General features: G+C 40.4%; 21 protein-coding genes. 7 read left to right on the top strand and 14 right to left on the bottom strand.

From position 1 onward, the window contains the following. Positions 1 to 228: 228 nt before the first annotated feature. From B2R65_RS12555 to B2R65_RS12525, 7 genes are all read right to left on the bottom strand, one after another. Positions 229 to 930 (bottom strand): TorF family putative porin, encoded by a 702-nt coding sequence (locus B2R65_RS12555; RefSeq protein WP_286743131.1) that lies wholly within the window; start codon positions 928 to 930, stop codon positions 229 to 231. Positions 931 to 939: 9 nt separating this feature from the next. Continuing rightward, entirely contained in the window at positions 940 to 2,157 is a 1,218-nt protein-coding gene (locus tag B2R65_RS12550; protein WP_286743128.1) for a BCCT family transporter, read from the bottom strand. A 146-nt stretch (positions 2,158 to 2,303) separates the two neighbouring features. Further along, complete coding sequence (gene betA, locus B2R65_RS12545; protein WP_029774462.1) at positions 2,304 to 3,971, bottom strand: choline dehydrogenase; 1,668 nt, start codon at positions 3,969 to 3,971, stop codon at positions 2,304 to 2,306. Between the two features lie 10 nt (positions 3,972 to 3,981). After that, positions 3,982 to 5,445: a betaine-aldehyde dehydrogenase gene (betB, locus tag B2R65_RS12540; protein WP_286743123.1), complete on the bottom strand. Its 1,464-nt coding sequence runs from the start codon at positions 5,443 to 5,445 to the stop codon at positions 3,982 to 3,984. 1 nt (position 5,446) lies between these two features. Continuing rightward, positions 5,447 to 6,022: a transcriptional regulator BetI gene (gene betI / locus B2R65_RS12535; protein ID WP_024031790.1), complete on the bottom strand. Its 576-nt coding sequence runs from the start codon at positions 6,020 to 6,022 to the stop codon at positions 5,447 to 5,449. A 414-nt stretch (positions 6,023 to 6,436) separates the two neighbouring features. Continuing rightward, complete coding sequence (locus B2R65_RS12530) at positions 6,437 to 6,742, bottom strand: hypothetical protein (protein ID WP_286743120.1); 306 nt, start codon at positions 6,740 to 6,742, stop codon at positions 6,437 to 6,439. After that, positions 6,742 to 6,999, bottom strand: coding sequence for a DUF3081 domain-containing protein (locus B2R65_RS12525; RefSeq protein ID WP_286743253.1), 258 nt, complete (start codon positions 6,997 to 6,999; stop codon positions 6,742 to 6,744). Before B2R65_RS12525 ends, B2R65_RS12530 begins: the two co-directional genes overlap by 1 nt. Before the next feature lie 146 nt (positions 7,000 to 7,145). Between B2R65_RS12525 and B2R65_RS12520 the strand changes: the two genes are divergently transcribed. Next, on the top strand, positions 7,146 to 8,426 hold the full coding sequence (locus tag B2R65_RS12520; RefSeq protein WP_054981898.1) for a flavohemoglobin expression-modulating QEGLA motif protein: 1,281 nt from the start codon (positions 7,146 to 7,148) through the stop codon (positions 8,424 to 8,426). A 159-nt stretch (positions 8,427 to 8,585) separates the two neighbouring features. Here the strand turns inward: B2R65_RS12520 and B2R65_RS12515 are convergent, their stop codons facing one another. From B2R65_RS12515 to B2R65_RS12490, 6 genes are all read right to left on the bottom strand, one after another. Then, positions 8,586 to 9,809 carry a type III PLP-dependent enzyme gene (locus B2R65_RS12515; RefSeq protein WP_286743116.1) on the bottom strand — a complete coding sequence of 408 codons (1,224 nt, stop codon included), beginning with the start codon at positions 9,807 to 9,809 and terminating at the stop codon, positions 8,586 to 8,588. Positions 9,810 to 10,102: 293 nt separating this feature from the next. After that, positions 10,103 to 10,957 carry a transporter substrate-binding domain-containing protein gene (locus B2R65_RS12510; protein WP_286743113.1) on the bottom strand — a complete coding sequence of 285 codons (855 nt, stop codon included), beginning with the start codon at positions 10,955 to 10,957 and terminating at the stop codon, positions 10,103 to 10,105. 56 nt (positions 10,958 to 11,013) lie between these two features. Continuing rightward, entirely contained in the window at positions 11,014 to 11,817 is an 804-nt protein-coding gene (locus B2R65_RS12505) for a DUF1338 domain-containing protein (RefSeq protein WP_286743110.1), read from the bottom strand. 27 nt (positions 11,818 to 11,844) lie between these two features. Further along, a complete protein-coding gene (gene astD, locus B2R65_RS12500; RefSeq protein ID WP_286743107.1) occupies positions 11,845 to 13,311 on the bottom strand; it encodes a succinylglutamate-semialdehyde dehydrogenase in 1,467 nt (488 codons plus the stop codon). A 7-nt stretch (positions 13,312 to 13,318) separates the two neighbouring features. Beyond that, entirely contained in the window at positions 13,319 to 14,353 is a 1,035-nt protein-coding gene (gene astA / locus B2R65_RS12495) for an arginine N-succinyltransferase (RefSeq protein ID WP_154944711.1), read from the bottom strand. 45 nt (positions 14,354 to 14,398) lie between these two features. Beyond that, the gene (locus tag B2R65_RS12490) at positions 14,399 to 15,604 is read right to left on the bottom strand and encodes an aspartate aminotransferase family protein (RefSeq protein ID WP_029774471.1); all 1,206 of its coding nucleotides are present in this window, start codon (positions 15,602 to 15,604) and stop codon (positions 14,399 to 14,401) included. A gap of 182 nt (positions 15,605 to 15,786) precedes the next feature. Between B2R65_RS12490 and B2R65_RS12485 the strand changes: the two genes are divergently transcribed. Continuing rightward, positions 15,787 to 16,215 carry an Lrp/AsnC family transcriptional regulator gene (locus tag B2R65_RS12485; protein WP_004586440.1) on the top strand — a complete coding sequence of 143 codons (429 nt, stop codon included), beginning with the start codon at positions 15,787 to 15,789 and terminating at the stop codon, positions 16,213 to 16,215. Positions 16,216 to 16,343: 128 nt separating this feature from the next. Then, on the top strand, positions 16,344 to 17,516 hold the full coding sequence (locus tag B2R65_RS12480; protein WP_286743103.1) for a cellulose-binding family II protein: 1,173 nt from the start codon (positions 16,344 to 16,346) through the stop codon (positions 17,514 to 17,516). A 53-nt stretch (positions 17,517 to 17,569) separates the two neighbouring features. Here B2R65_RS12480 and B2R65_RS12475 read toward each other — a convergent pair whose 3' ends face one another. Then, on the bottom strand, positions 17,570 to 18,502 hold the full coding sequence (locus B2R65_RS12475; RefSeq protein ID WP_029774473.1) for a hypothetical protein: 933 nt from the start codon (positions 18,500 to 18,502) through the stop codon (positions 17,570 to 17,572). Between the two features lie 372 nt (positions 18,503 to 18,874). On the opposite strand from B2R65_RS12475, the gene B2R65_RS12470 reads away from it, so the two are divergent. The 4 genes from B2R65_RS12470 to glgX all read left to right on the top strand — a co-directional run. Beyond that, positions 18,875 to 19,177, top strand: coding sequence for an isoamylase early set domain-containing protein (locus tag B2R65_RS12470; protein ID WP_004586437.1), 303 nt, complete (start codon positions 18,875 to 18,877; stop codon positions 19,175 to 19,177). A 9-nt stretch (positions 19,178 to 19,186) separates the two neighbouring features. Continuing rightward, complete coding sequence (gene malQ, locus B2R65_RS12465; protein ID WP_286743099.1) at positions 19,187 to 21,184, top strand: 4-alpha-glucanotransferase; 1,998 nt, start codon at positions 19,187 to 19,189, stop codon at positions 21,182 to 21,184. After that, the gene (glgB, locus tag B2R65_RS12460; protein ID WP_286743096.1) at positions 21,177 to 23,396 is read left to right on the top strand and encodes a 1,4-alpha-glucan branching protein GlgB; all 2,220 of its coding nucleotides are present in this window, start codon (positions 21,177 to 21,179) and stop codon (positions 23,394 to 23,396) included. The genes malQ and glgB overlap by 8 nt, the downstream gene beginning before the upstream one ends. Then, positions 23,389 to 25,072: glycogen debranching protein GlgX (gene glgX / locus B2R65_RS12455; RefSeq protein WP_286743094.1), on the top strand; the 1,684-nt coding region annotated here is incomplete at its 3' end. The genes glgB and glgX, both read left to right, overlap by 8 nt.

Genomic DNA, 25,072 nt, shown 5'->3' with positions numbered 1-25,072 from the left:
ATGTAGGGTTTTAGGCTCAGGCTATTTTATGAAATTGCCCCACCGATAGCGATTAACTTAAGCATTCACTGGCCCAGCTATTTAGCCCACAAAACGTTAAACCCTGTATTGTGCTTAATTGCCCCTAAATAAAACTAAGTTCTTTAGGGCTACAGCCTTAAAATTTAGTAAAAAAAATGCCACTTTTAAAAGTGGCATTTTTGTTTGTAGATTCTAACAACTACAATTTTATAAATCGAATGTGCGTGATATAGCAAGTACTATACGCTCATCAGCGTAATCGTAATCTAGGCTTGTGTCTTCAGCAGCAATCTCAATACCAAAGCCTTCGTAGCTAGTTTGGTACGCTAGGCGGTAATGTTTGTATGATTTCTTTTGGTTTACATCCCATGCCCATTTTTCGCCATCAAGCGAATTAGAAATATCAAAGCTTGCACGAATGGCATGATTTGGGGCAATTTCAAAGGTGTGGGCAATCATAGAAATAACATGGCCAGCACCTGTACCAAAGTAATCCCAGCTATACCAAAAGTTTAGCTCTGTTTGACCATACTCACTTGCATAGCCAAATTTTGTGTAGGCTTCGGCGTAGTTACCATCGCTGTTATTACCTTGGTATGTGTAATAAGCAATACCGTAATCAGCGCTAACCGTGTCAGTTAAGTGCACGTATTTACCTAGGTAGGCATCAAGTTCAAAATCAGTGTCATCACCAAAATCTACATTAGATGCCCATGCACCTGCGTACACACCGCTGTCGAACGCGTAATCAAGGCTTGCTTGAATTGCAGGGTCGTTATCAGTTTGTGTTACACCGTTAAAAGTATAGTCAGATGCTGCTGTAATGGTTGTTGACCAGTTAGCTGACACCGTAGTTGATAAAAGTGCGAAAGGTAGCGCTACTGCTAGTTGTTTTAGTTTGTTATTCATTGTTGATCCCTAATGTACAGTTTCTATTTTTGTGTAATCTATTTTGTTTGCTTTTGGCGAACTGTCTATATTGTTAACCGTTTTAAATTTGCTGTAGCCAATAAACGCAGCACAACCAAAAAACAGTGCAATTACTAACGCGCCAACCCATTGAATTTGTAAAAACTCAAGCTTAAACAATAGGGTTAGTAACGAAAGGGCAACAATATTGAGTATCATATAGTTCATTTTACCTAAACGTTTAACCGTTAAGTTAAGGTTATCTGTGTATAAGCGTATTAATGAATCAAGCGAATTAATAACAAACACTATCCCAACAAATACCATGGCAAAGTTTTTAATACCCGCTGTTGAAATACCCATTTCGTGGTAGTGATAAAGTACGCTAAACCAAATCGCAATCGGAATAGATGGAAATATCAACATTGCACCTAATACTTGGTATGTTTTAAGGCCGCCTACAAAACGAGACGTAAATTGGCCAATCATAATGCTCCACGCAAACCACCAAAATAGATAAAATTCATGGTAGTCATTAAGCGGTAAAACAAACTGATTTATATTGGCAAAGTAAGTACCAATTTCAGCAAGGTTATTGGTAAATGCCGACATTTCGCTATCACCAACGACAAAGGCACCTGCCCACATAAAGGCAATTAATGCGATAAATAACCACGTTGTAGAAATACTTAAAAAGCGCACGTATTTAATATCTGTACTTGAGTACACAGCAAAGCAAATAGCTGCAAATACAATAAAGTAGAAGGTAGGTATAACGCTCGAACCATCGCCTAGCTCTGGTAAGTACCACGGCAAGTTAGAAAGCAGTAGGTAAGCTGTAAAGGCACATGTGCCAATAATAACTACGTTATTAATGAACTTAACCCATGAAATTTCGAAAAATTTAACTTTGGGCTCTATTACACAGAAATAAAAGCACGTAAGAAAGTAAAATCCCCAGATCAAGAATCCCCAATAGCCAAACTCAATAGCCAGTGGGTTTGCAAACGCGTATTCTGGGCTTGCTTTTATGTCTGCATAACCTGCAAATTCGGTTAATGGAAACATGATTAGGCCAACGTCTAGGCCTGAGGTAAATAAGATTGCGATAAAGGTAAAAGTTCTCACTGGTGTTATGCCTACTACGCGTACGTTACCCCATTTAAATAAAATAGTAATAACAGCAAGTAGCGTAAATATAATGCCAGCACTAAGCCATATAGTCATTATCGCCCTCCCAAAATGAATAAAAGTAACTCATAAGTTCTCCGTTTTTGTTTTATTACTTGCACAAACACCGCGTAACCAATTTACGCCGTGAGCCACTGCAAGTTGAACGTGCCCTACATAGTGTTAGGCACGTTATGGCTTAATTAAATCTCGCTATTACGTTGCGTTGTTTGCCAGTTACTGCTCATGGCAACGTTTACCGATGCCTGTGTAAGTGGGGTTTTACCTAAAATTAGATCAGCTGCTTTTTCTGCAACCATAATTGTAGGGGCATTTAAGTTGCCATTTGGCACCGTAGGGAAGATTGACGAGTCAACAACACGCAGCCCTTCAATACCGTGAACTTGGGTATTAGAATTAACCACGGCCATGTCATCTTCGCCCATTTTGCAAGAACAAGACGGGTGATAGGCACTTTCTACTGCTTGGCGTACAAAGGCATCTATTTCTTCGTCGCTTTGAATGTGCTTACCTGGTTGAATTTCTTCATCGCGGTAGTCATCAAATGCGCTTTGCTCAATAATGTCGCGAGTTAGGCGCACACACGCTCTAAAGCCTTCAATATCGTCTTTATGCTGCAAGTAGTTAAATAAAATTTTCGGCGGTTGCTCAGGATTAGCTGATTGAATAGTGACACTACCACGGCTTTTAGGTTTGTTATGACCTACATGCACCTGAAAACCATGACCCGCAAATGCACTGCGCCCATCGTAGCGCATCGCCGCTGGTAAAAAGTGGTACTGAATATCTGGCCATTCAACGTCTGGTTTTGAGCGAATAAACGCACACGACTCAAAGTGGTTTGTTGCACCTAAGCCTTTTCGGGTCAGTAGCCATTTAGCGCCAATTAAGCCTTTTGAAATAAGACCTAATTTACCGTTTAAGGTAATAGGTTGTTTACACTTATACTGAAAGTAAAACTCAAGGTGATCTTGTAAGTTTTGACCTACGCCTGGTAAATGATGCTTTACCTCAACACCAGCTTCTTCAAGTATGGCTTTATCGCCAATACCCGAAAGCTGTAAAATATGAGGTGAGCCAATTGGACCTGCACTTAATACAACGTCTTTAGTCGCATGCGCCGTTTTAAGAGTGCCATTTACTGTGTATTCAATGCCTGTGGCTTTTTTGCCTTCTAAAATCACTTTTTGTGCTAAAGCACCTGTAATAACTGTTAGGTTACTGCGTGATTTTACTGGGTCTAAATACTCGCGCGAGGCCGAACTGCGAACACCGTCTTTAACAGTCATGTGCATCGGGCCAAAGCCTTCTTGCTGAGCTGCGTTGTAGTCGTCTGTGTGTGCATACCCTGCTTCTACACCTGCTTTAATAAAGGTGGTGTAAAGCGGGTTTTGCATTTCGTTACCGTTATTAACGCCAAGCGGGCCTGTGCCACCACGGTGAGCATTTTCACCTAAATAAAAGCTTTCTGCTTTTTTAAAGTAAGGTAAGCACGACTGATAATCCCAGCCGTTAGCACCGTGTTGCTGCCACTCGTCAAAATCTTTCGCGTGGCCACGTACATATACCATGCCATTAATTGATGACGAACCGCCTAACACTTTACCGCGTGGGCAATGCATTTCTCGGTTATCTAAATACGGCTCTGGCTGAGTGTGAAATTGCCATGCGTATTTATCTGTATTCATAGGAATAGAGAGCGCAGTTGGCATTTTTATAAATATACTTTTATCGCTACCACCGGTTTCTAGCAATAGCACTTTATTGTTTGTATCTTCAGATAAGCGATTTGCAAGTACACAACCTGCAGAACCGGCGCCAACAATAATATAGTCGTAAGTGTTACTCATAGTTGCCACCTTAAAACGGACTTTCTATGTCGGCCATGCCCACATAAATAGACTTAGTTTGCGTGTAATGATCAAGCGTTTCTATGCCATTTTCACGGCCAATACCTGATTGCTTGTAACCACCAACAGGCATTTCAGCAGGTGAATTACCGTAAGCATTAATCCAACAAATACCGGCTTCTAATTGGTGAATAACACGGTGCGCACGTTTAATATTGCTAGTAAATACGCCTGCAGCTAAGCCAAGGTGTGTACCATTTGCACGGGCGATAACATCGTCTTCGTCTTCAAAAACAAGCACGCTCATAACTGGGCCAAAAATTTCTTCTTTAACAATAGTCATGTCATCGTTGCAATCGGTAAATACCGTAGGCGCTACAAAGTAGCCATTAGGCGCTGATTCAGGAGAAAGAGTTGTACCGCCAGTAAGTAGCGTTGCACCTTCGGCCAAGCCACTTTCTATGTAGCTCATTACCAATTCTTGATGCTTTTTAGAAATTAGTGCCCCAAAGTTAGTATTTAAATCTTGTGGGTCGCCGGCAATAATATTTTGCTCAGTACGTGTTTTAAGCTCATCAATAAATTGTTGATATACATTTTTATGAACATAAATACGGGTACAGTTAGTACAAATTTCGCCTTGCGTATAAAAGTTACCTAACATGGCAGCACTGACTGCTTGCTCAATATTGGCATCTTCAAACACTAATAAAGGTGATTTACCACCTAACTCCATTGTTACGTCTTTTAATGTACCGGCAGCGCTTGCCACTACTTTTTTACCTGTGCCTACTTCACCAGTGAACGACACTTTGTCTATTTCACTGTGAGAGGTTAACCACTGACCTACATCACCGGCTCCTTGCACAACGTTAAATACGCCGGCAGGTACGCCTGCTTCAACAAAAATTTCAGCTAGTTTAATAGCACCTAAAGGGGTTTCTTCTGAAGGTTTAAAAATAAACGCATTACCTGCGGCAAGGGCAGGGCCCGATTTCCAACATGCAATTTGCAGCGGGTAGTTCCATGCACCAATACCAGCACAAATGCCTAGTGGCTCTTTGCGGGTATAGTAAAAGTCTTCGCCAACCATTTGCTGCTGGCCAACTTGCGCTGGTGCTAGGCCTGCAAAGTATTCAATTACATCTGCGCCTGTTTCTATATCAACGCAGTTAGCTTCTTGCATTGGTTTACCTGTATCAAGCACTTCAACTAAGGCAAGCTCATCATTACGCTCACGCAATAAAGCAACCGCTTTTAATAAAATACGGCTACGTTCTATTGGGCTCATTTTTGACCATTGAGCAAAGCCTTGTTTTGCACTTTCGATAGCCGCGTTTTGAATAAATTCGTCGGCTACTTCTACCGAGTAAATAACTTCATCTGTGGCTGGGTTTTTTACATCAAAAGTTTCACCACTTTGGTTTGCAAGGAAGTGGCCGTTAATAAAGTTTTGATAGACAGGTGTAGTCACGCTAGGCTCCATATTGCTTGATGAGTGAATGTACATAGCTTTTTGCTAATGTTTCACTGTGTTTAAATTGGTTTTCGTCAGATTGACTTAATACTGCTCTTAACCATAGGCCATCAATCATGGCGGCGCTAAGTTCTGCAGCTTGTTTTGCTTGCTTTACGGGCATTAGTTGCTTAAAAGAAAATGCTAAATTACTTTGCAAGCGATTACTGTTTACATTTTGCAGCCTGTGCAGCTCTTGATCGTGCATTGACTGCGCCCAAAAACTTAACCACGTACGCGTGGTGTCATTGCGCTGTTGAACAAGTGCAAAGTTGGCCTCAACAATAAACATCAAACGCTCAATTGCGCTGGTGGTTGGCTCAACTTTTTCAATTAATTCATTTTTTAAATTCGATAACAAATACCTAACGGTTGCCTCTATTAACCCCTGCTTACCACCAAAGTAATGGCTAATAATGCCAGATGATAAACCCGCATTTTTACTGATGGTGTTAATGGTTGTTCCTTGCAAACCGCGCTGTGCAACTGACTCAATGGTCGCGTCAATTAGCTGCTGACGCCTGACAGGTTCCATTCCGACTTTAGGCATAATTTTTATTAATTGAACGTTCAATAAAGATAAGCTTAATGTAATAGCTCTAACAATTCAAGGCGCAAGTAAACAACCAGATACCAAGATGTAGATGGATTATTAATAAAAACGGGTTAATTTGTAGTAGTACCATATGTAGGTCTTTATTAATAAAGTCAACTATATTCAATGGGTTACACTTTTATTTTTAAACGCTAAAAATAGTAAGGATTTGTTTACGGGGTATGAGTAATAAAAAAGATAAATATTCGTTAGAATGGTAATAGTTAGAGTACGAAGGGTATTTTAAATAAGCAAACGAAACCATTTCACATGTTTAATTAGTGTACTAATTAAAAAAGTAGCAGTGTGTAATGGCTATAAGAGGAGGGGTTAAGGTTAAAAAAGGCGTGTAAATTAGGCGCTATTAATAACGCCTTTAAATAATAGCGGGTAGCGTCTAAGGCGATTACCTATGTAATCATCGGCTAAGATTTGTTGGCATATAAAATTAACATCGTTACTGGCCTCAAACACCCAGTCAAAGCGTTCAATAGCCAGCAAAAAACCGCGTTTAAGGTGAGTCTGTTCGCGGTATTCATTTAGGTTTCGACGGATTATCTCCAGCTTTTCTGGGTGCGCTTGCAGCTCAGTAATGACCTGGTTTATAAACGAGGTGGTTTGCTTGCTTGTGGTGCGTTTACGAATGCGTCTTGGCTGCATTATTCCTCATTAGCAATGTTGTATAGTTTTTTTAAAAAGTCGTCTTTATGTTTGTCATGCTCATAATCTAGGTGATAAGCATTATGAAACCCAAAGCGCAATAATACGCCGCTACCTTCTAAGTAAATAGTGTAGCCGTCAATGTCAGAGTAAGCCGAAACACCTTGATAATGTTTACCAATATCATTTTGTTTACCGCGCTGCTGAATACGTTCGTACACAGAGAGGATCTGCTTGTTATCGAGTTCGTTTTTCATCATTAACCCTTTATTGTTTAAACCTATTACGTTTTATATATGAGGGTCGATCACCGTAAAAACAATGGCTAAAAAGCGCTAAAATAATCTTGCTATTAACTGGTTTTACCTTATGCTCAAGCCTCATTTTTTGTTGAGCTTACACCATGATAGACAAGGCTTTACTCCTTAAAACTCGCGAACTGTCAGAGCAATTAATTGCTTTACAAACACCCATTAGAATACTCGATGCCATTAACTGGGATAAACAAATCAAAGAGACGTTTTTCAGGCAAAAGTGCCAAAAAAATCCGCTAATCGATAGCGCCTATTACCAGCAACGAGATTTAGGATTTGTCCCCAGCGAATTACGCCAAGCGTTTTCTAACTTGCATCGCAATATTATTAACCAGTTAGGTCAGCTAAATCCTATTTCTCAATACATGGGTAAAATGTGTAGTGAGTATAAAACGGTGCTCAGTATGCTTGAGTATAGAGGAACGCCTGAGTTTCATGATTTGTCGGTAGAGCTTTTTGGTCACCCAAAGGATTTATTTCATGCGGGTGAACCTTCACTGTTCGAACTTGCCAATATGCTAGAAAAACCACTGCAAAACTTATTAATAGCCGATATTTTGCCAGATGATCCTAAAAATATTAATGCAAGTGATGCCGTGCGTATTTTATCTGAGCAAGTAAATAGCAGTATGGCGGGTATTAATGTAGAGGTTATGCTCAGCGATGGGATTGTCAGTGATGCTGCTGCAGGTGCAAATAACATTAAGCTAAATCAAGATGTTAAATTCTCCCAGCGTGAGCTCGATATTTTAGAAGTGCACGAAGGGTGGATACACGTAGGTACAACGCAAAACGGGCTAGCTCAGCCTTATTTAACCTGTTTAAGTAAAGGGACGCCAAGCTCAACAGTGACTCAAGAAGGCTTAGCTGTTTTAACGGAAATAATTACCCTTAAATCAACGCCTAGGCGTTTATCAAAGTTAGTAAATCGTATTCAAGCAGTTACTAAAGTGATTGATGGCGCAGAGTTTGTTGATATATACCGTGACTACTTAGCGCAAGGGCTTTCAAAAGATGAAAGCTATACGTTAGCACAACGTGTTTTTAGGGGCAGCACGGCAACAGGCTTACCTTTTACTAAGGATATTGCTTACATTAAAGGATTTGTGCTGGTATATAACTTAATTCGTGTTGCTATACAGCTTGGGCGCATTGATCAGCTGCCATTATTGTTGGTCGGAAAAATATCGATTGATGATTTTAGGCTTATATCGCAATTACATAGTTTAGGTGTAATAGAAAGCCCAAAATTTGTACCACCACATTTTAAAGATTTACGAGGTTTAGCAACATGGCTAAGCTTTGGCAGATTTATAGGTGACTTATCGTTTGAACAGTTAGAAAACGACTATAAACCATTATTTTTGTAATAAGTAGTGCAGGTTGCTTTTATTAGAGCCTGCTTTGCTGATCAAAAAGGTAAACAAGCCCCAGTTATTTAACGCAATAAAAAAACGCAGTTGGAATGAGCAACTGCGTTGAAATGTATAGGTACAAGCCAGCGTACCTATAGCGAGGAACTTATTTTCTTAACCTGTTAATACTTGGCTGTGCATTTGCTCGTTTAATACAACGACCTCAGCACGTTTAAAAAAGTTAAAGTCGGTTGCTGTAGCAAGTGTGTAGGCACCCATCATACGGCTAATAATTAAATCGCCATTGTTTAGTTTTGGCAGCATAATTGAATCACTTATTACATCTATACTGTCGCATGTTGGGCCTGCAAGTACCGACTCAAAACGCTCGCCATCTTGTTTTGCACTATCGATAGGGTAGGCTGCCTCATCAAACATTAAACCGCTAAAAGAGCCATAAACGCCATCATCTAAGTAGTACCATGTTTTACCTTCGCGCGTGGCTTGTCCCATTACAGAGGCAACACTGGTTACACTACTTGCTACAATAAAACGGCCGGGTTCAGCAATAATTTGCATTGTTTCTGGTAATTGTGCCAGCGCGATATTAATAGGCGCACAAAATACATCAATTGGTAGCACATCTGCGCTGTATGGCACAGGAAACCCACCACCAATATCGAGCGTACTAAGTGCTGGTAAGCCTAACTCAGCAACCTGTTTAACCACTTTTGCAGATGCATTTATCGCTTCAACGTATTTAGTTGGGTTAGGTGATTGCGAGCCAACATGAAACGATAACCCTTTAATACGAATACCAAGTTGCTGGGCAAGGCTAATAATGTCGATTGCCGCCTCTGGGCTGCAGCCAAACTTTTTAGATAAATCAGCAAATGCATCTTTATTACGAAAGCTTAAACGCACTAAAATTTCGGCTTGATCTTTATAGGCAATAAATTTTTCAAGCTCGTTAATGTTATCCACCACAAACACTGTACAGCCGTAGGCAAGTGCGGCGCGAATGTCACTGTCGCGCTTTATTGGGTGCGTGTGAATTGTACGCTCGCTTGGTACGCCTTGGCTTGCTACTAAGTCAACTTCGCCACTGGTTGCTAAATCAAAGCTTGCGCCTTCATCTAACAAAGTGCGCACAACAGCAGCATGCGGTAAAGGCTTTAAAGCAAAATGTAACACAACGCCAGGCAGTGCATGTTTAAGTGCACGGTATTGACGACGTATAGCGTCGCAGTCAAGCACCATTAGAGGTGCGCCAAATTGAGAAGCAAGTTGTTCAATGTGGGCAATACTCGGTTGCGCGCAATCAATTGCTTGATTTGCAGCAACCGCTGCTGCAGGTACTTTAGTTACGGTGTCTTGTTGTTGTGTTGATAAAGCCATTTTATTTTCCGAGTCAATTAAGCAACTGCTCGGGTATGGTGTATCCACGAGTCAGTTGAGTGAGATCAATAGTGCAAACGCACAGTCAAATTCACTCTTGGATAGTTGCTCTATCGCCTTGCTACAAACGGGGTTTGTAATGTACTCGGATTGGCTATCATCAAGAAGCGGCGAGATAATAATGTAGGTTTTTATTTAGCGCAATAAAAATTTTAAATAAATTTAAAATAATTTATTTGCTATTAAAATCAGTGGCTTATGTTGATTTGTGGAGTTTGTCTTGACGATTGATTTTACTCATCAGAGGTTAAGTATACGTGCTCTTGAGAGTAAGCAAGCATCATAGCGCTAGATGTATCAGCACTATAGGCTTGTTGTAAACTTTTTTGTAAGCGGTCGTAAATTTCGGGGGTGTTCATTAAAATATTGATGGTTTTTATTACTCTTTCGCCAAGCTCTGACTTACTACATGCAAAGTAGCCATTAACAAATTCTGGAAATTCAGCTATTTCACGGCTATCTATTTGTTTTAATTGCTCACTGGTGAGTGCACCAAGTACGTTAACCTCGTAATCGACAATCATGTCTATTCTATTATGGATGAGAAGTTGAGGCAGTTGAGAGCTGGTATCTTCTGAGCTTATCGCTGCAATTTGCTCATTATACTTTGTTAAAACAGGCTCAAGTTTTTGATAACTCGTTCCTGAGTCTACGGCAAGGATAAAATCTTTTTCTAGTAGTTGAGCAACAGAGACTCGTTCAGGAAAGTTTTGTAAGGTGCGTTTAAATGCGTATATTTTTCGTTGCTCGTAAATAGTAGTTGGTATATTTGAGAACAAAATATGTTTTTCACGCTCGGGCGTTTTTATTATATCGTAGCTGCATACTGCTTCATTACCCATAAGACGCTTGATTAAACGAGCTTGGTTGGTCCACTGCAATTTAGTATAAATTGTATGATTGAGCAGGCTTTCGAACGTTTTATCTGAGTTTAAAAAGCCATCAGTAGACGCATTCGCTCTAGAGAGTAATGTAAGTGGTTCATTTGCATGGCTCAATGATGATATAAGCAGTACATGCAAGATAATCAAAAATTTAGTAAATACAGGCATAAAACTTAGTGTAAATGTTCTAAATATTTTTGTCATAAAAAAAAGCCCAAACGGGCTTTTTTTAAGTTAAAACATTAAGGCATGTTTTATTTTTAACGCGCGTTAGTGCTTTCAAAGATTTTATCAGCAGAGGCTGCAACAAACCCTGTGTAAAGCTCGCCATCGGCTTTAGGATATCTAATGGCAAACTCATAAAAACAGCTAGGGATGCGCAGTTCGCCGTCGCTAAAGGTGACAGCATACTCATCTGCAAGGGTTGATGATTGCTCTAATAATACCTCTGGTGAGCCTTTTACTTCGCCGCCTGATGTATTTAGGGCGAAGCCTGCGTCTTTAAGTGCTTGGTTAACATCCTGAATATTATCAAACTTAGCAAGCATATTAATATTTACAGTAAAGTGGTTTGCACGGTAGCCCCATGCCGACATCCACGCTGCGTACTCACTTTCAGCAAGTAACTGCTTGTATGTGTCGCTACTTACTTGCCAATGGGTACCTGAGTATAAAAAGTTATCGGCAGTTACAGCACTTTCATCTATTTGCTCTACCATATCTGTCACAATAGCTTGTAACTCTGGCGAGCACTTTTCTACTAATAACTCAGAAATAAATACTTTAGGTTGCTTAGGGTCGCTATGCTCGTAGTGTTTAGCATAGAGCTTTTTAGCTTCAAAGTGGTATTCACCACACTCTGTATAACCAAGTGCTAAAAAGTGCGCAGCTAGTTTTTCTAGGCCTACTTTTTCAATATTAAAGGTCCGCAGCGCAATATGGTCGTTAATAATGTCATCTTTTTGCGTTGAGCCTAATAAATCATGAATTTTATCTGCCGAGGGGGTAACGGCTAAATAGTTATCCCATAGGTTTTCAAATAATGTATTTACGTTAGTGTGCATGTTAAATCCTTAAATTGGGTTATTCACTTATTCAATTACTAAGCCTGGCGCTAAAGTTTGTGGCAGGTTTACCTTATCGGCCTCAACTGATGCTACAGGGTAGGCACAATAATCAGCTGCATAATACGCACTTGCTCTGTGGTTTCCACTTGCGCCTATGCCACCAAACGGTGCTGCACTAGAGGCACCTGTAATAGGGCGGTTCCAATTGACGATGCCGGCACGAATGCGCTTTAAAAAGTGGCTGTAATCATCTTCGTTATCGCCAAGTAAGCCTGCTGATAGACCAAAGCTGGTGTTATTAGCCTCTGCTATTGCGCTGTCAAAGTCGTTGTAGCGATACACTTTAATGAGCGGGCCAAAGTGTTCTTCATCGGCCATGTTTGTAATGTTAGTTACATCAATAATACCTGGGCTTACAAACCCAGTGCCTGCTTTTAGCTGCTTAAGCTCAACAAGTATTTCGCCACCACTTGCAACTAATTCATTTTGCGCTGCAACCATGCCTAAGGCGGCTTTTTCGCTGATCATGGCACCCATAAATGGTTGATCGCCAGCAAAGCTGTCATCAACAACAATGTTTTTAGTGGCGCTAATCAGTTTTTCTAAAATAGCATCGCCATTGAGCGATTTCTCAATAAACACGCGGCGTGCACAGGTACAGCGCTGGCCAGAAGTAATAAAGCCCGATTGAATAATATCGTGCACTGCAGCGCTTACATCGGCTACATTTTTAACGATTAATGGGTTATTACCGCCCATTTCAAGCGCTAATATTTTACCTGGGTGGCCTGCAAACTGTTTATGTAATAAATGGCCGGTGTTTGAGCTGCCGGTAAAAAATAAGCCGTCTATGTTTTGATGCGAAGCAAGTGCTTTACCTGTTTCTACTTCACCTTGCACTAGGTTAATAACACCTGCTGGTAAGCCTGCTTTTAACCAAAGTGATAAAGTAAATTCAGCAACGTGAGGGGTTAGCTCAGACGGTTTAAATACCACGGTGTTACCCGCTAAAATAGCCGGTACAATATGGCCATTAGGTAAATGCCCAGGAAAGTTATACGGGCCGAATATAGCCACAACGCCGTGTGGTTTATGGCGTATAAAGGCTTTTGCACCCGGCATTGGGTTTTCAGTGGTGCCGGTACGCTCGTTGTACGCTTTAATCGAAATGGCCACTTTACCTGTCATAGCGCCTACTTCTGTGCGTGTTTCCCAAAGAGGCTTGCCGGTTTCGCGCGCTATAATGGCTGCAAATTCTTCGCTGTGCTCTTTTAATTGTGCTACAAAGTTTTCAAGTATGGTTATACGCGACTCAAATGTAGTATCTGCCCATTGTACTTGTGCGGCTCTAGCTGCATTGATTGCAGCATCTACTTGCTCGGCATTTGCGCCATTACCTTGCCATACAACTTCGCCGTTACTCGGATTAACAGAGCTAAAAGCGGGGCCTTGGCCTGTATGCCATTGGTTATTTATAAGGTGTGTGTTCATATTTGTTTTACAGGCGGAAAAAACGCGCTGCATCTCCTTGGGATAAATTAAGGGCATCAGCCACTTCTTGGCTTATTACTAATGTGTGCTTAGCGTGGTTATAGTGGGCGTGCTGGGTAAAGGTTGCTCTAAACCCACTTACACCTTGATTACAAACGGCTAAAGTATCTGAGCTGTGCTGGCTAATATGTTCCAGCTCGCCAATAGTAATAGGGCATACTTGAGATTCACGAATACTTCGAATATTACCAAGCTTGGCTTCTACCGTTGGGCCTGCATCAAACAAATCAACGTAGCCACGGTGCTCAAAACCTTCTTTTTCGAGCAGTTTAAGTGCCGGTTTAGTTTTTTCATGCACGTTGCCAATCACTGCTTGGGCTTTTTTACTGAGTAAGTTTACGTAAATAGGGTATTTAGGCATTAACTCACTAATAAACACTTTATCGCCAAGCCCCACTAAATGATCGGCCTTGGGAAACTCAATACTAAAAAAGTGCTCTTGCAGCCACTGCCAAAACGGTGAATGACCATCTTCGTCACTTACGCCGCGCATTTCAGCAATCACGGTATCGGCAAAGCGTTCGCTGTGCTGCGCCATAAATAAAAAGCGTGAGCGTGATAAAAAGCGCCCGGTTAAGCCTTTACGGCTGTTTTCGCGCAAAAACAAAGTACATATTTCAGAGCATCCGGTGTAATCGTTACACATGCTTAAAATATCAACGGTGTTATAAACATTAAGTGTAGGCGAGTGGTGTACTGTTTTACCTAAATGGTAATGGTACAAAGGCACAGATAAACCAACAGCGGCTTCTATGGCGGTTGTGCCAATGACCTCACCTGTTTCACTGTCTTCTAAAACAAATAGGTAGCTTTCATCTAACGGCTGATTGATATTTTTAGCAAAGCTTTTTTCGGCGCGGTCTATTTTGTCTTTTAATTGCTGATCGTCAACCGGAAGTGAGGTAAACCCATGGCCCGATTCAATCGCAATTTGCTTAAGTGCAGCAAAGTCTTCAGTGGTAATAGGACGTAATACTTGCATTTATTACTTGCTCCAACAGCGCGCCCTAAGGCGCGCTTAATTAAATTAGCCGTTTACTACGTCGCTTACTGCTTTTTCAAAGCGTGCTAGGCCTTCTTTAATATCTTCAAATGGAATAACTAAAGAAGGGGTAAAACGAATAACATTCATGCCTGCAACAAGGTTCATTAAACCATTGTTAGCACTGGCAACTAAAAAGTCACGTGCACGGCCTTCAAATTTATCGTTTAATACCGCACCAATAAGTAAACCTTTACCACGTACTTCACTAAATACGTTGTATTTTTCGTTTATTGCATTTAAACCATCGCGAAATAGTTGTTCACGCTCTTTAACGCCGTTGAGTACATCCGGTGTGTTTACGGTGTCAAATGCAGCTTCTGCTACTGCACAAGCTAGTGGGTTACCACCGTACGTAGAGCCGTGCGTACCAACTTTTAAGTGCTCGGCGATATGAGTACGAGTGATCATAGCGCCAATAGGAAAACCACCGCCTAAAGCTTTAGCTGTCGTTAAAATATCGGGCACTACACCTAAACCTTCGTAAGCGTATAAATCGCCAGTGCGGCCAACGCCTGTTTGTACTTCATCAAAAATTAGCAGTGCATTGTGTTTAGTACATAACTCGCGTACTTTTTTAGCAAATTCGTCGGTAGGTGAAATAATGCCGCCTTCACCTTGTAGTGGCTCCATCATTACGGCACATGTTTTATCGCTAATAAGTGCTTCAAATGCTGCAATGTCGTTGTAATCACAATGCATAATGTCGCCAGGTTTAGGGCCAAAGCCATCAGAGTAAGCAGCTTGTCCGCCCACCGTTACTGTAAAAAATGTACGGCCGTGAAATCCTTTGTTAAAGGCAATAATTTGTGATTTTTCTTCGCCGTGTTCGTCAAGTGCAAAACGACGAGCAAGCTTAAGAGCCGCTTCGTTGGCTTCTGCGCCTGAGTTTGCAAAATACACTTTATCTGCAAATGTCGCTTCAACCATTTTTTGTGCTAAACGCAGGGCTGGCTCATTAGTCATCACATTTGATAAGTGCCAAATTTTCTCGCCTTGCTCTTTTAAAGCAGATACAAGCGCTGGGTGACAGTGGCCTAAACAATTAACGGCAATACCGCCTGCAAAATCAATAAACTCATTGTTATTTTGATCCCACACACGTGAGCCTTCGCCGCGTACAGGAATAACTGCCGACGGATTGTAGTTTGGCACCATTACATCGTTAAATAAGTCTCTTGTTACTTGCATTATGTACACCTAAAAATTGTGAATATTGAATAAAGATTAGCAAAATAAAAACGTTAGCGTTTTCTCAGCTAGGTAATTTTTGTTATTAAGCACTATTATCGAAGGTTGTAGGTTAAATTTGCAGTGCTATTTTGTGAAAAATGATTACAATAAAAGTCAAAATAACGAAATTAATAAGCAATATGATAACTCCACAAGACGAAAAGCTACTTTCAATTTTAAAAACCAATGCAAGAGCCAGTATTTCTGACTTGGCACGCATGCTTAATTTATCGCGCTCTACCGTGCAAAGCCGTATGTTAAAACTTGAAGAAACAGGAGTTATAAAAGGCTATAGCGTAGATTACGGTGAAGACTATTTGACCAGTATGGTCTCGGCTCATGTATCTATAAAGGTGATGCAAAAACTCACCACTAAAACCAATTTAGAACTTAAACAGATTGATGCTATTTCCCAGCTTTATGCCATAAGTGGGGAGTTTGATTTAATTGCCGTAGTGCAAGCGCAAAACTTAGAAAAGCTAAGCCATTTACTTGATGATATAGGTAATTTAGATGGGGTAGAGCGCACAACGTCGTCAGTGATTTTAGAAACAAAATTTAAGCGTTAAAGTTAAGTGTTACTAAAGCGAAAGGTTACCTATTGATTTAACTTAATATTTAATTTTATCGAAGTTAGGTATTTTGGTAAAGCCTTACTATACTTATTGTAATTAACACAATTATTTAGCAATGGATTATGCCCACAACGTTATTTTTTGCACTTTTAACTTTAACTGAACCCTTAAAATTAGGTACCAATGTATCGCTTACAACACCAGATAATGCGGTTAACCAAGTGCAATGTATTTTACACAATATGGACATGACATTTGAGTTGCAATCGTTACCTTGGCTGAGGGCTCGTCGCGAGGTAAAACAAGATAGGTTGGATGGGTATTTTACAACGCATTTAACCTCTGAGATGAGCCAGTATGGTAAGTTGTCATCACCTATTTACCTAGAAAATTGGTACTGGTTTACTCATCCCGATAGCGTTAATAAAGACCCCAAAAAATTACGTTATGGCGTGGTCCATGGCAGTTATCAGGCTAATTGGTTTAAAACGCAAAATATTACCTCGCTGCTTGAAGTAAACTCGCTGGAAGAAATAGTAAACGTACTTCACCATCATAGAGTAGACAAAGTATTACTTGATTTAGATGACTTTAATAATGCTGCCAATCGCTTAGGTATTGACGCTTCATCCTACCCGCGCTCATTTTATCGTTATGTGCCTTTAGGTGTTTTTGCTGCTAATAAGCTTATTAATTCGCACCCTTCTTTTTTAGAAAAATTCAACGAAACGATTCCTCAATGTGCCCCTGCACCGTTTTATTTATCACAGGGTGAACAAGTACAAATACTAAATACATTGTTAGAGCCAATAAAGGCGTTAATTTCACAGCCAATAATTACCGATGCCGCGGCGCAAAGTAACCATATAAAGCTGAAAAACAAAGCGCTTAAACTCGCTGACGAGCATTGGATAAAAGAAGTCAAAACACATCAACATGATTTAGCTAAAAAAATGTTACTTACTGATGCTTCATTATATTTAAAACAATGGCAAAGGCAGTTCAAAGGCATAATTACCGAAATTATAGTGACAGATAAGCAAGGTAAAAATGTGGCTATAAGCAAAATCACCAGTGATTATTGGCAAGGGGATGAGAATAAATTTAGCCTCGTATACCAGCAGTCTTTAGCGTATCGCTTTGACAGTGTTGAATATGATGCTTCAACACATCATTTTCAGGTGCAATTAAGTCTTCCGATAAAAAATGCCAAGGGCGATCATATTGGCGTTATTATTTTGGGAGTTGATGTAGAAAAAGCGCTGCACTCATTTAATAACAACGCATTAAATTAATAGCGTGTGCAGCGTCTTATTAAAGCCCGCGTGTATAGCAAAATTTTGTGTAGCTATTTATTTACGGCAGTCTTTGGCGCTTGTCTGATAACGGTTTTTTGTGCTTCATTTAATTTAATTACGTAAGCATTTCCTCCTACCAGCCCTTTAAATTCTTCATCGGTAAAAATAAGCGTATTATCATCATAAAAGGTGATCGCTTCTTTTTGCGTAACAATACCTAAATCGATTCGAGACACATCACCAGAAAAAAACTTGTCGCCTTTAAAGTTTTCGAACAGCCAAATACTTGTAGAATCAAGTAACACAAGTTTAGTCCTGTCAGGGCTAAGAGCAGCGGATGTGATCCAACAGAGTTTTTCTAAAGTTGTGCAAGTTTTAAATGAATCAATTAACTGAGCATCAAAATTGGCTGCATGATCGCCCACTTTATAAACATTGGTTATGCCATCGAAAGGTTCGGTTCTATTTTTGGTAAATAAATATAAATGGCGTTTGTATTCTACAAAGGCTTCTAAATCAAAGTTGCGTTTGTTAGGAGTAATGGGAGTGCCATCCATTTCAGGATAGGTAAACTTAATAATTTCGGCTTCGGTGGTCTCTGTTTTTATATCTATTGGGTTTTCTATTTTATAGATAGTTAACCACTTTCGATCGTTTTTATTATTGCCAAAATCACCTAAGAAAAAATGACCAAATTTATTTTGCGTCATGTCTTCCCAGTCTATATTTTTAGCATTTGTAACAAGGATTTCTTTTTCAATAGCGCCATCTTCGCCTAGGCGATAAAGTTTTGGGTCGTCACCGCCATCATTAATCGCCCACAAACGCTTTTTTTTATCAAACTCAATGCCTGAAATTTCTTTTAATTTAGGGTCTACTGATAATTGCTTTTTACTATAAAGGGTATATACAGAAAGGCTTACAAAGGAGGCAAGTGCAATAAATACAATTACCGTAGTAAATAAAATGCTTTTTTTCAACATGAAATTTTTGGTATTTCAGAGACGTAAGATGCTGTGTATTATTACTTAAGCACACTGATAACGAAAGAATTTTATAGGCTAGTGTGAACCTTTATACGATTTTTTGCTCAATATATTAATAATGAAAAATGATTAAGTTGGTTTAATACTTGCTGTACATTAGTTTGTCATTAATAAGCGAAAATTTTTATCGTAATCGCACCTTATATGTGCAGCTAAAAACTTTTTTGCACTGTAATAATGCGTAAATAAAAATTTGTTTAAATTACCCGCGTTTAATGATGTTTAAATGCACCCACATCGCCCTTTAAAGTGTTGTATCGGCCCTGTGGCAAAGATTAAGTACCCATTTTGGTTTAGTTGGAGCCTACTATGTTGAATAAACGTTTTTTCAAAACAAAAAATGAAGCTGAAGTTACCTTTGAGTTTACCCACCCTGATGCAGAGCAAGTAAGTTTACTTGGCGAATTTACCGATTGGCAGCCGGTGCCTATGAAGCTTAATAAAAAAGAAGGGGTCTTTAAATGTAAGCAACGCTTGCCAGTTGATCAGCAGTTTCATTTTCGTTATTTAATTAATGGTGATATTTGGGATAACGACCACCAAGCAGATGACTACCTACCTAATACATTTGGCACAGAAAATAGCATAGTGAACACTCAACGCATAAATTAAGGCGAGTAAATGGACGCACTTTCGCAGTTGTTTTATCTGCACGGTATCGGTTATGAGTTTACTAAATACACGGGCGAGCAGGTTATATTTAGCGAAGGCACGCGCAAACGTGCCTTACAATGTTGTGGTGTAAATACCGAAGATGAACACCAAATAGCACAGCTTAATTATCAATTAGATGTTGCGCCTTGGTTAGAGTTAGCACCCGATACCAGCTTAGTTAATTTAACTGATAACCTTTTTTATATTCGCATAGATGAGCGTCAACGTGATTTACCTGTTGCGATAACGTTGCCAAAGTTAAACGTAACCTATGAGCGTGCTAACTTACATAATTTGGCTATTACGGGCGATTACTATGTACATGGCGTGCGTTATATTGAAGTAGCAGTGCCGTTAGGGGCTATTCCGGTAGGTTATCATCAGGCGCTGGTTAGTGTAGGGGAGCAAAGCAAAGAGATTCAATTGTGGGCCACCCCAGAAAAAGTTTTTCAAGTAGATGATACTAAGCGCACTGGGCTTTCGCTGCAGTTGTACACAGTTAAAAACAAAGCAGGCCTAGGTGTAGGGGATTTTAATGATTTACTAGAGCTATGTGACTTATGTGCACAGCAACACATGGACTACATATTACTCAACCCATTACATTTGCTGTTTGCACAGCAAAGTGAGCGAGCCAGTCCCTATAGCCCTAATAGCCGTGCGTTATTAAATCCTTTGTACATTTGTGTTGAACTATCAGCTGATGCTAAAAACAATCCACAATTAGATGCTTTGTTACACAGTGATGAGGTAAAAGCGCTTTTTAACAGCAATGAACAGTTTATAAATTATGAAAAAGTAAGCGCCGTTAAATATACATTATTTAAAGCGCTATTTAGTCATTTTGAAGCACATGCCAGCGCTTCACGACGCGATGAGTTTGCCCAGTTTTGTAAACAAAACGCCCAGACCCTAACTACGCTAAATTCAGCCAATCCTACCTTTGATTACTACTTACAATGGCAGGCTAAATTACAATTAAGCCATTGTCAGCAGCACTGTTTAAATAAAGGCATGGCAATAGGTTTAATTAATGACCTTGCTGTTGGTTGTGCAGGTGATGGCGTTGAGTATCAATCTCAGCAATCACTTTTTAGTGATAATGCCAATGTTGGCGCACCGCCAGACCCTTGGGCGCAAGCAGGGCAAAATTGGGGGCTGCCTGCGCTTAATCCGCAACAATTAAAAAATGATCACTTTGCCTTTTATCGCTCACTTATTAGCGCAAACATGCAAGGCGTTGGCGGTTTGCGCATTGATCACGTTATGGCACTAAGGCGCTTATGGTGGTGCTTTGAAAATAACCATACACAAGATGGCTGTTATGTTTATTACCCTTTCGAGCACTTATTGGCTATTTTAAAAATAGAGTCTCACCTTAATCAGTGCATAGTAATAGGTGAAGACTTAGGCATAGTCCCGCCCGAGGTAAAACACGCACTTGCTGTAAGTGGTATTTATTCAAATAGCTTATTTTATTTTGAAAAACAACATGATGGTGAGTTTTTACCGTTACAAGAATTACCTAAGCATTGTTTAATTATGATAGCGAATCATGACGTACCGCCATTTTGCGGCTGGTGGCAAACAGATGATTTAGATATTAAACGCCAGTATCAGCTTATGGATGATCAGCAGTACCAACAGCAATTGCACGAACGACAACAAGAAAAACAACGATTACTGCGTTTTATACAGTTACATAGCGCAGAGCAACTTAGCGAAACTAGCGATGCTATGTGCGTTTACGGTGAACTTGCCAAAGCACTTGCACACAGTGAGACCCGTTTATTTGCACTTCAGCTTGATGATTTAGATAAACAAACATATCCGGTGAATATACCCGGTACTAATACCGAATACCCAAATTGGCGCCGTGTTTTAACTCATTCAAGCAACGCTATTTTTAAAAATAATGCCAGTACCTTGGCTGCAGTTAATTCAATAAGGAAAGGATATGAGTAGTACCGCACCAAAGGATTCATTACAGACCCATTACGACGCACAGGTAACTGCACTTCAAGGCGGCAGATTTAAAGACCCTTTTAGCTTTTTAGGGGCACATGCTTATAAAAATGGCTACGAAATACGCGTGTATTTACCCGCGGCTAAAAATGTAAATATTATTATTAATGATAAAAAAGTTATTGCTAAGCGTTATAACAGTAGCGATTTATTTATTGCAACAAGCAACGAAATGCCCTCCCAGCCTTATAAGTGCAACGTTGAATATGCAAACTCAGCATTATGTTTTTACGATGAATATAGCTTTGCAAGCAGCCTAGATACAGATGCAATGTATTTATTTAACGAAGGCAGTTTAGAGCATGCATATAAACATTTAGGCGCTCACTTTATTAATCAACAAGGGGTTGATGGAGTGCGTTTTTGTGTGTGGGCGCCTAATGCAGCCAGTGTATCTGTTATTGGCGAATTTAACCTTTGGCAAGCTAATCGTCATTATATGCGTTTTCATCCTGCGTGTGGTGTATGGGAGCTTTTTATCGCAGGGCTTCAGCCCGATACCTGTTATAAATTTTCTATTGTGACACAGCAAGGCGATGTGCTTGAAAAAGCAGATCCGTTTGCCTTTAAAATGCAGCAAGCTCCGGGTACGGCCAGTGTGTTACAACAGCAAGCAACGCCTATTTCGCTCAGTGATAGCGAGCTTAAAAATCGTCAAAAGCGTAACCATATAGACGCGCCCATAAGTATTTACGAAGTGCACTTGGGTTCATGGCAAAGGGCTGAAGAAAACCGCTATTTAAGCTATAGCGAACTTGCCGACAAACTTGTTAATTACACGCTTGAAATGGGCTTTACGCATATTCAATTAATGCCAATAAGTGAATACCCGTTTGATGGCTCTTGGGGTTACCAGCCGGTGGGTTTATTTGCACCAACTAGTCGCTTTGGTGATTACAGCAGTTTTAAATACTTTGTTCAGCAGTGTCACAAAGCAAATTTAGGCGTGCTACTTGATTGGGTGCCTGGGCATTTTCCTAGTGATCCGCATGGTTTACACCACTTTGACGGCACGCACTTATTTGAACATGCCGATATTCGACAAGGCTTTCATCCTGATTGGAATACCTATATTTATAATTACGACCGCCCGGAGGTTAAAAGCTTTTTAATCTCTAATGCGATGTATTGGCTAGAGCAATTTGGCCTTGATGGACTGCGCGTAGATGCGGTGGCTTCAATGCTTTATTTAGATTACAGCCGCAAAGAAGGTGAATGGGTTGCCAATTGTTATGGTGGGCGAGAAAACCTAGGCGCTATTGAGTGCTTAAAGCAGGTAAATTTGCGTAGTTATAAAAATAATCCGGGCATTATGATGGTGGCTGAAGAGTCGACCGCGTGGCCGGGGGTCACTCAAAGTGTTGATCACAATGGCTTAGGTTTTGGCTACAAATGGAATATGGGGTGGATGAACGACAGCCTTCATTACATGCAACATGATCCGCTTTATAGGCAGCATCATCATCACGAAATGACGTTTTCTATGGTGTACGCATTTAGCGAAAATTACATTTTACCGCTAAGTCATGACGAAGTTGTACATGGTAAAGGTTCGCTAATTGAAAAAATGCCCGGTGATGATTGGCAAAAATTTGCCAATCTACGTGCGTATTACGCATTTATGTGGGCGCACCCAGGCAAAAAGCTGCTGTTTATGGGCGGCGAAATAGCACAGCGAAAAGAGTGGGATCACAACCATTCTATTGATTGGCATTTGCTAGAGCATAAAAGCCACCGCGGTATACAAAACACTGTACAAGCGCTTAATACTGTTTATAAGCAATCGCCTGCACTGTATGAACTCGACTCAAGCCCTGCGGGTTTTGAATGGATAGATAACAACAATAACGAGCAAAGTATATTTAGTTTTGTACGTTATGCTAAAAATGCCCACGACTTTATTGTAGTAGTAGCAAACTTTACGCCTGTTTCTTATCAAGAGTATGAAATTGGGGTACCCGCAGCGGGTAAGTATAAGGTTATTTTAAACACCGATGATGACGCTTTTTTTGGCTCAGGTATTAAAGTAACAGCAAACAAAAACGCCACGGTTAGTAGCGTTAAGGCAAGCGCTCATGGCTTTTCGCATAGCATTAAAATTGCAATGGGCGGGTTAACGACTATTTATTTACAAAAGGTTGAAGATGAGTAATCGATTTGAGGTTTCACATGGGCAACCACATCCACTTGGCGCAACTATTAGCAGTGGCGGCGTTAACTTTAGCTTGTACGCACCTAAAGCAACACAAGCTTATGTATGCTTATTTGATAAAAGTGGGCACTCTGAAATATTAAAAGTAACCATGCATATCAACGAAGGCGGTATATGGACAGCCCATGTAGCGCCATTAGCCGAAGGCGCATTATATGGGTATCGCGTAGAAGGGGAGTACAGTCCTGAAAAAGGCCTGCTGTTTAACGAGCACAAGTTGCTGATTGACCCTTATGCAAAAGACTTGTTTGGCGAATTTACATGGAGTGAGCGCCACTATGGGCAAATGCCTATTGGCACGAAAAGCACCGTTAATAATGCCATTGATATACCTAAATCACGGGTTGTTAATAGCCAGCCTTATAAACACAAAAAGCCAAACCATAGCTGGTCTAATACCGTTGTTTATGAGTGCCATGTAAAAGGCGCCACGTGCCGACACCCTAATATCCCTAAAAATTTACAAGGTAAGTTTTTAGGTTTAAGCCACCCTAGCTTTATTGAGCATTTGCATAATTTAGGGGTCACCGCACTAGAGCTGCTCCCTGTACATGCTTTTATAAGTGAGCAGTTTTTAACAGCAAAAGGGCTGCAAAATTATTGGGGCTACAACACACTCAACTTTTTTACCCCCCATAAAGATTATTTAGTTGATGATGACATTAACGAATTTAAGCGCATGGTTAGTGAGCTTCATAAAGCGGATATAGAGGTTATTTTAGATGTGGTTTATAACCACACCGCAGAAGCGGGCGCCGATGGGCCGATTTTATCGCTCAGAGGGCTAGATAACCTAGCTTATTACCGGACGGTGGCTGATAAGCCTCAGGTGTATATAAACGATACAGGTTGCGGTAACACCATTAATATTGATCATCCTAAAACCTTAAAGCTGGTACTTGATAGCTTACGTTATTGGGTGCAAGTAATGGGAGTAGACGGATTTAGATTTGATTTAGCCACCATTTTAGGCCGAAATGCCCATGGTTTTAATAGCGCCCATGCGTTTTTTCAAGCCATTGAACAAGACCCTGTATTAAGCCGTGTAAAGCTTATTAGTGAGCCCTGGGATATAGGGCCAGGAGGTTATCAGCTAGGGGCTTTTGCTGCACCTTGGCGAGAGTGGAATGACCAATACAGAGATGTAATACGCCGATTTTGGCAAAGCGAAGAAGGCGTTATTGCAAATGTGGCAAAACGCATTCATGGCTCATTTGATATTTTTGAGCACAGCCAGCGCGGGCCGCTAAACAGCATTAATTTTATTACCAGCCATGATGGTTTTACGCTTGCCGATTTAGTGAGTTATGAGCACAAACATAACGAAGCTAATGGCGAGCAAAATCGCGATGGCCACAGCGCTAATCATTCCACCAATTGTGGTGTTGAAGGATTTACTAATGATGCCAAAATTATTGCCCTAAGGCTGCAGCAACAAAAGAACTTTTTACTTACGCTAATACTCTCAAAAGGGGTGCCTATGATTGCCTCAGGCAGTGAAATGGGTCACTCGCAAGGGGGCAATAATAATGCGTATTGTCAAAATAACCGCACCAGTTGGTTGGCATGGAAAGACTCACAGCTAAATCATTCACTAACCCGATTTATTGACGATG

Origin of the sequence: Pseudoalteromonas sp. UBA2102 (assembly GCF_002331165.1) — a bacterium.
GTDB lineage: Bacteria > Pseudomonadota > Gammaproteobacteria > Enterobacterales > Alteromonadaceae > Pseudoalteromonas > Pseudoalteromonas atlantica.
The sequence above is the reverse complement of the archived record's forward strand: the minus strand, read 5'-3'. Positions and strand labels throughout refer to the sequence as shown.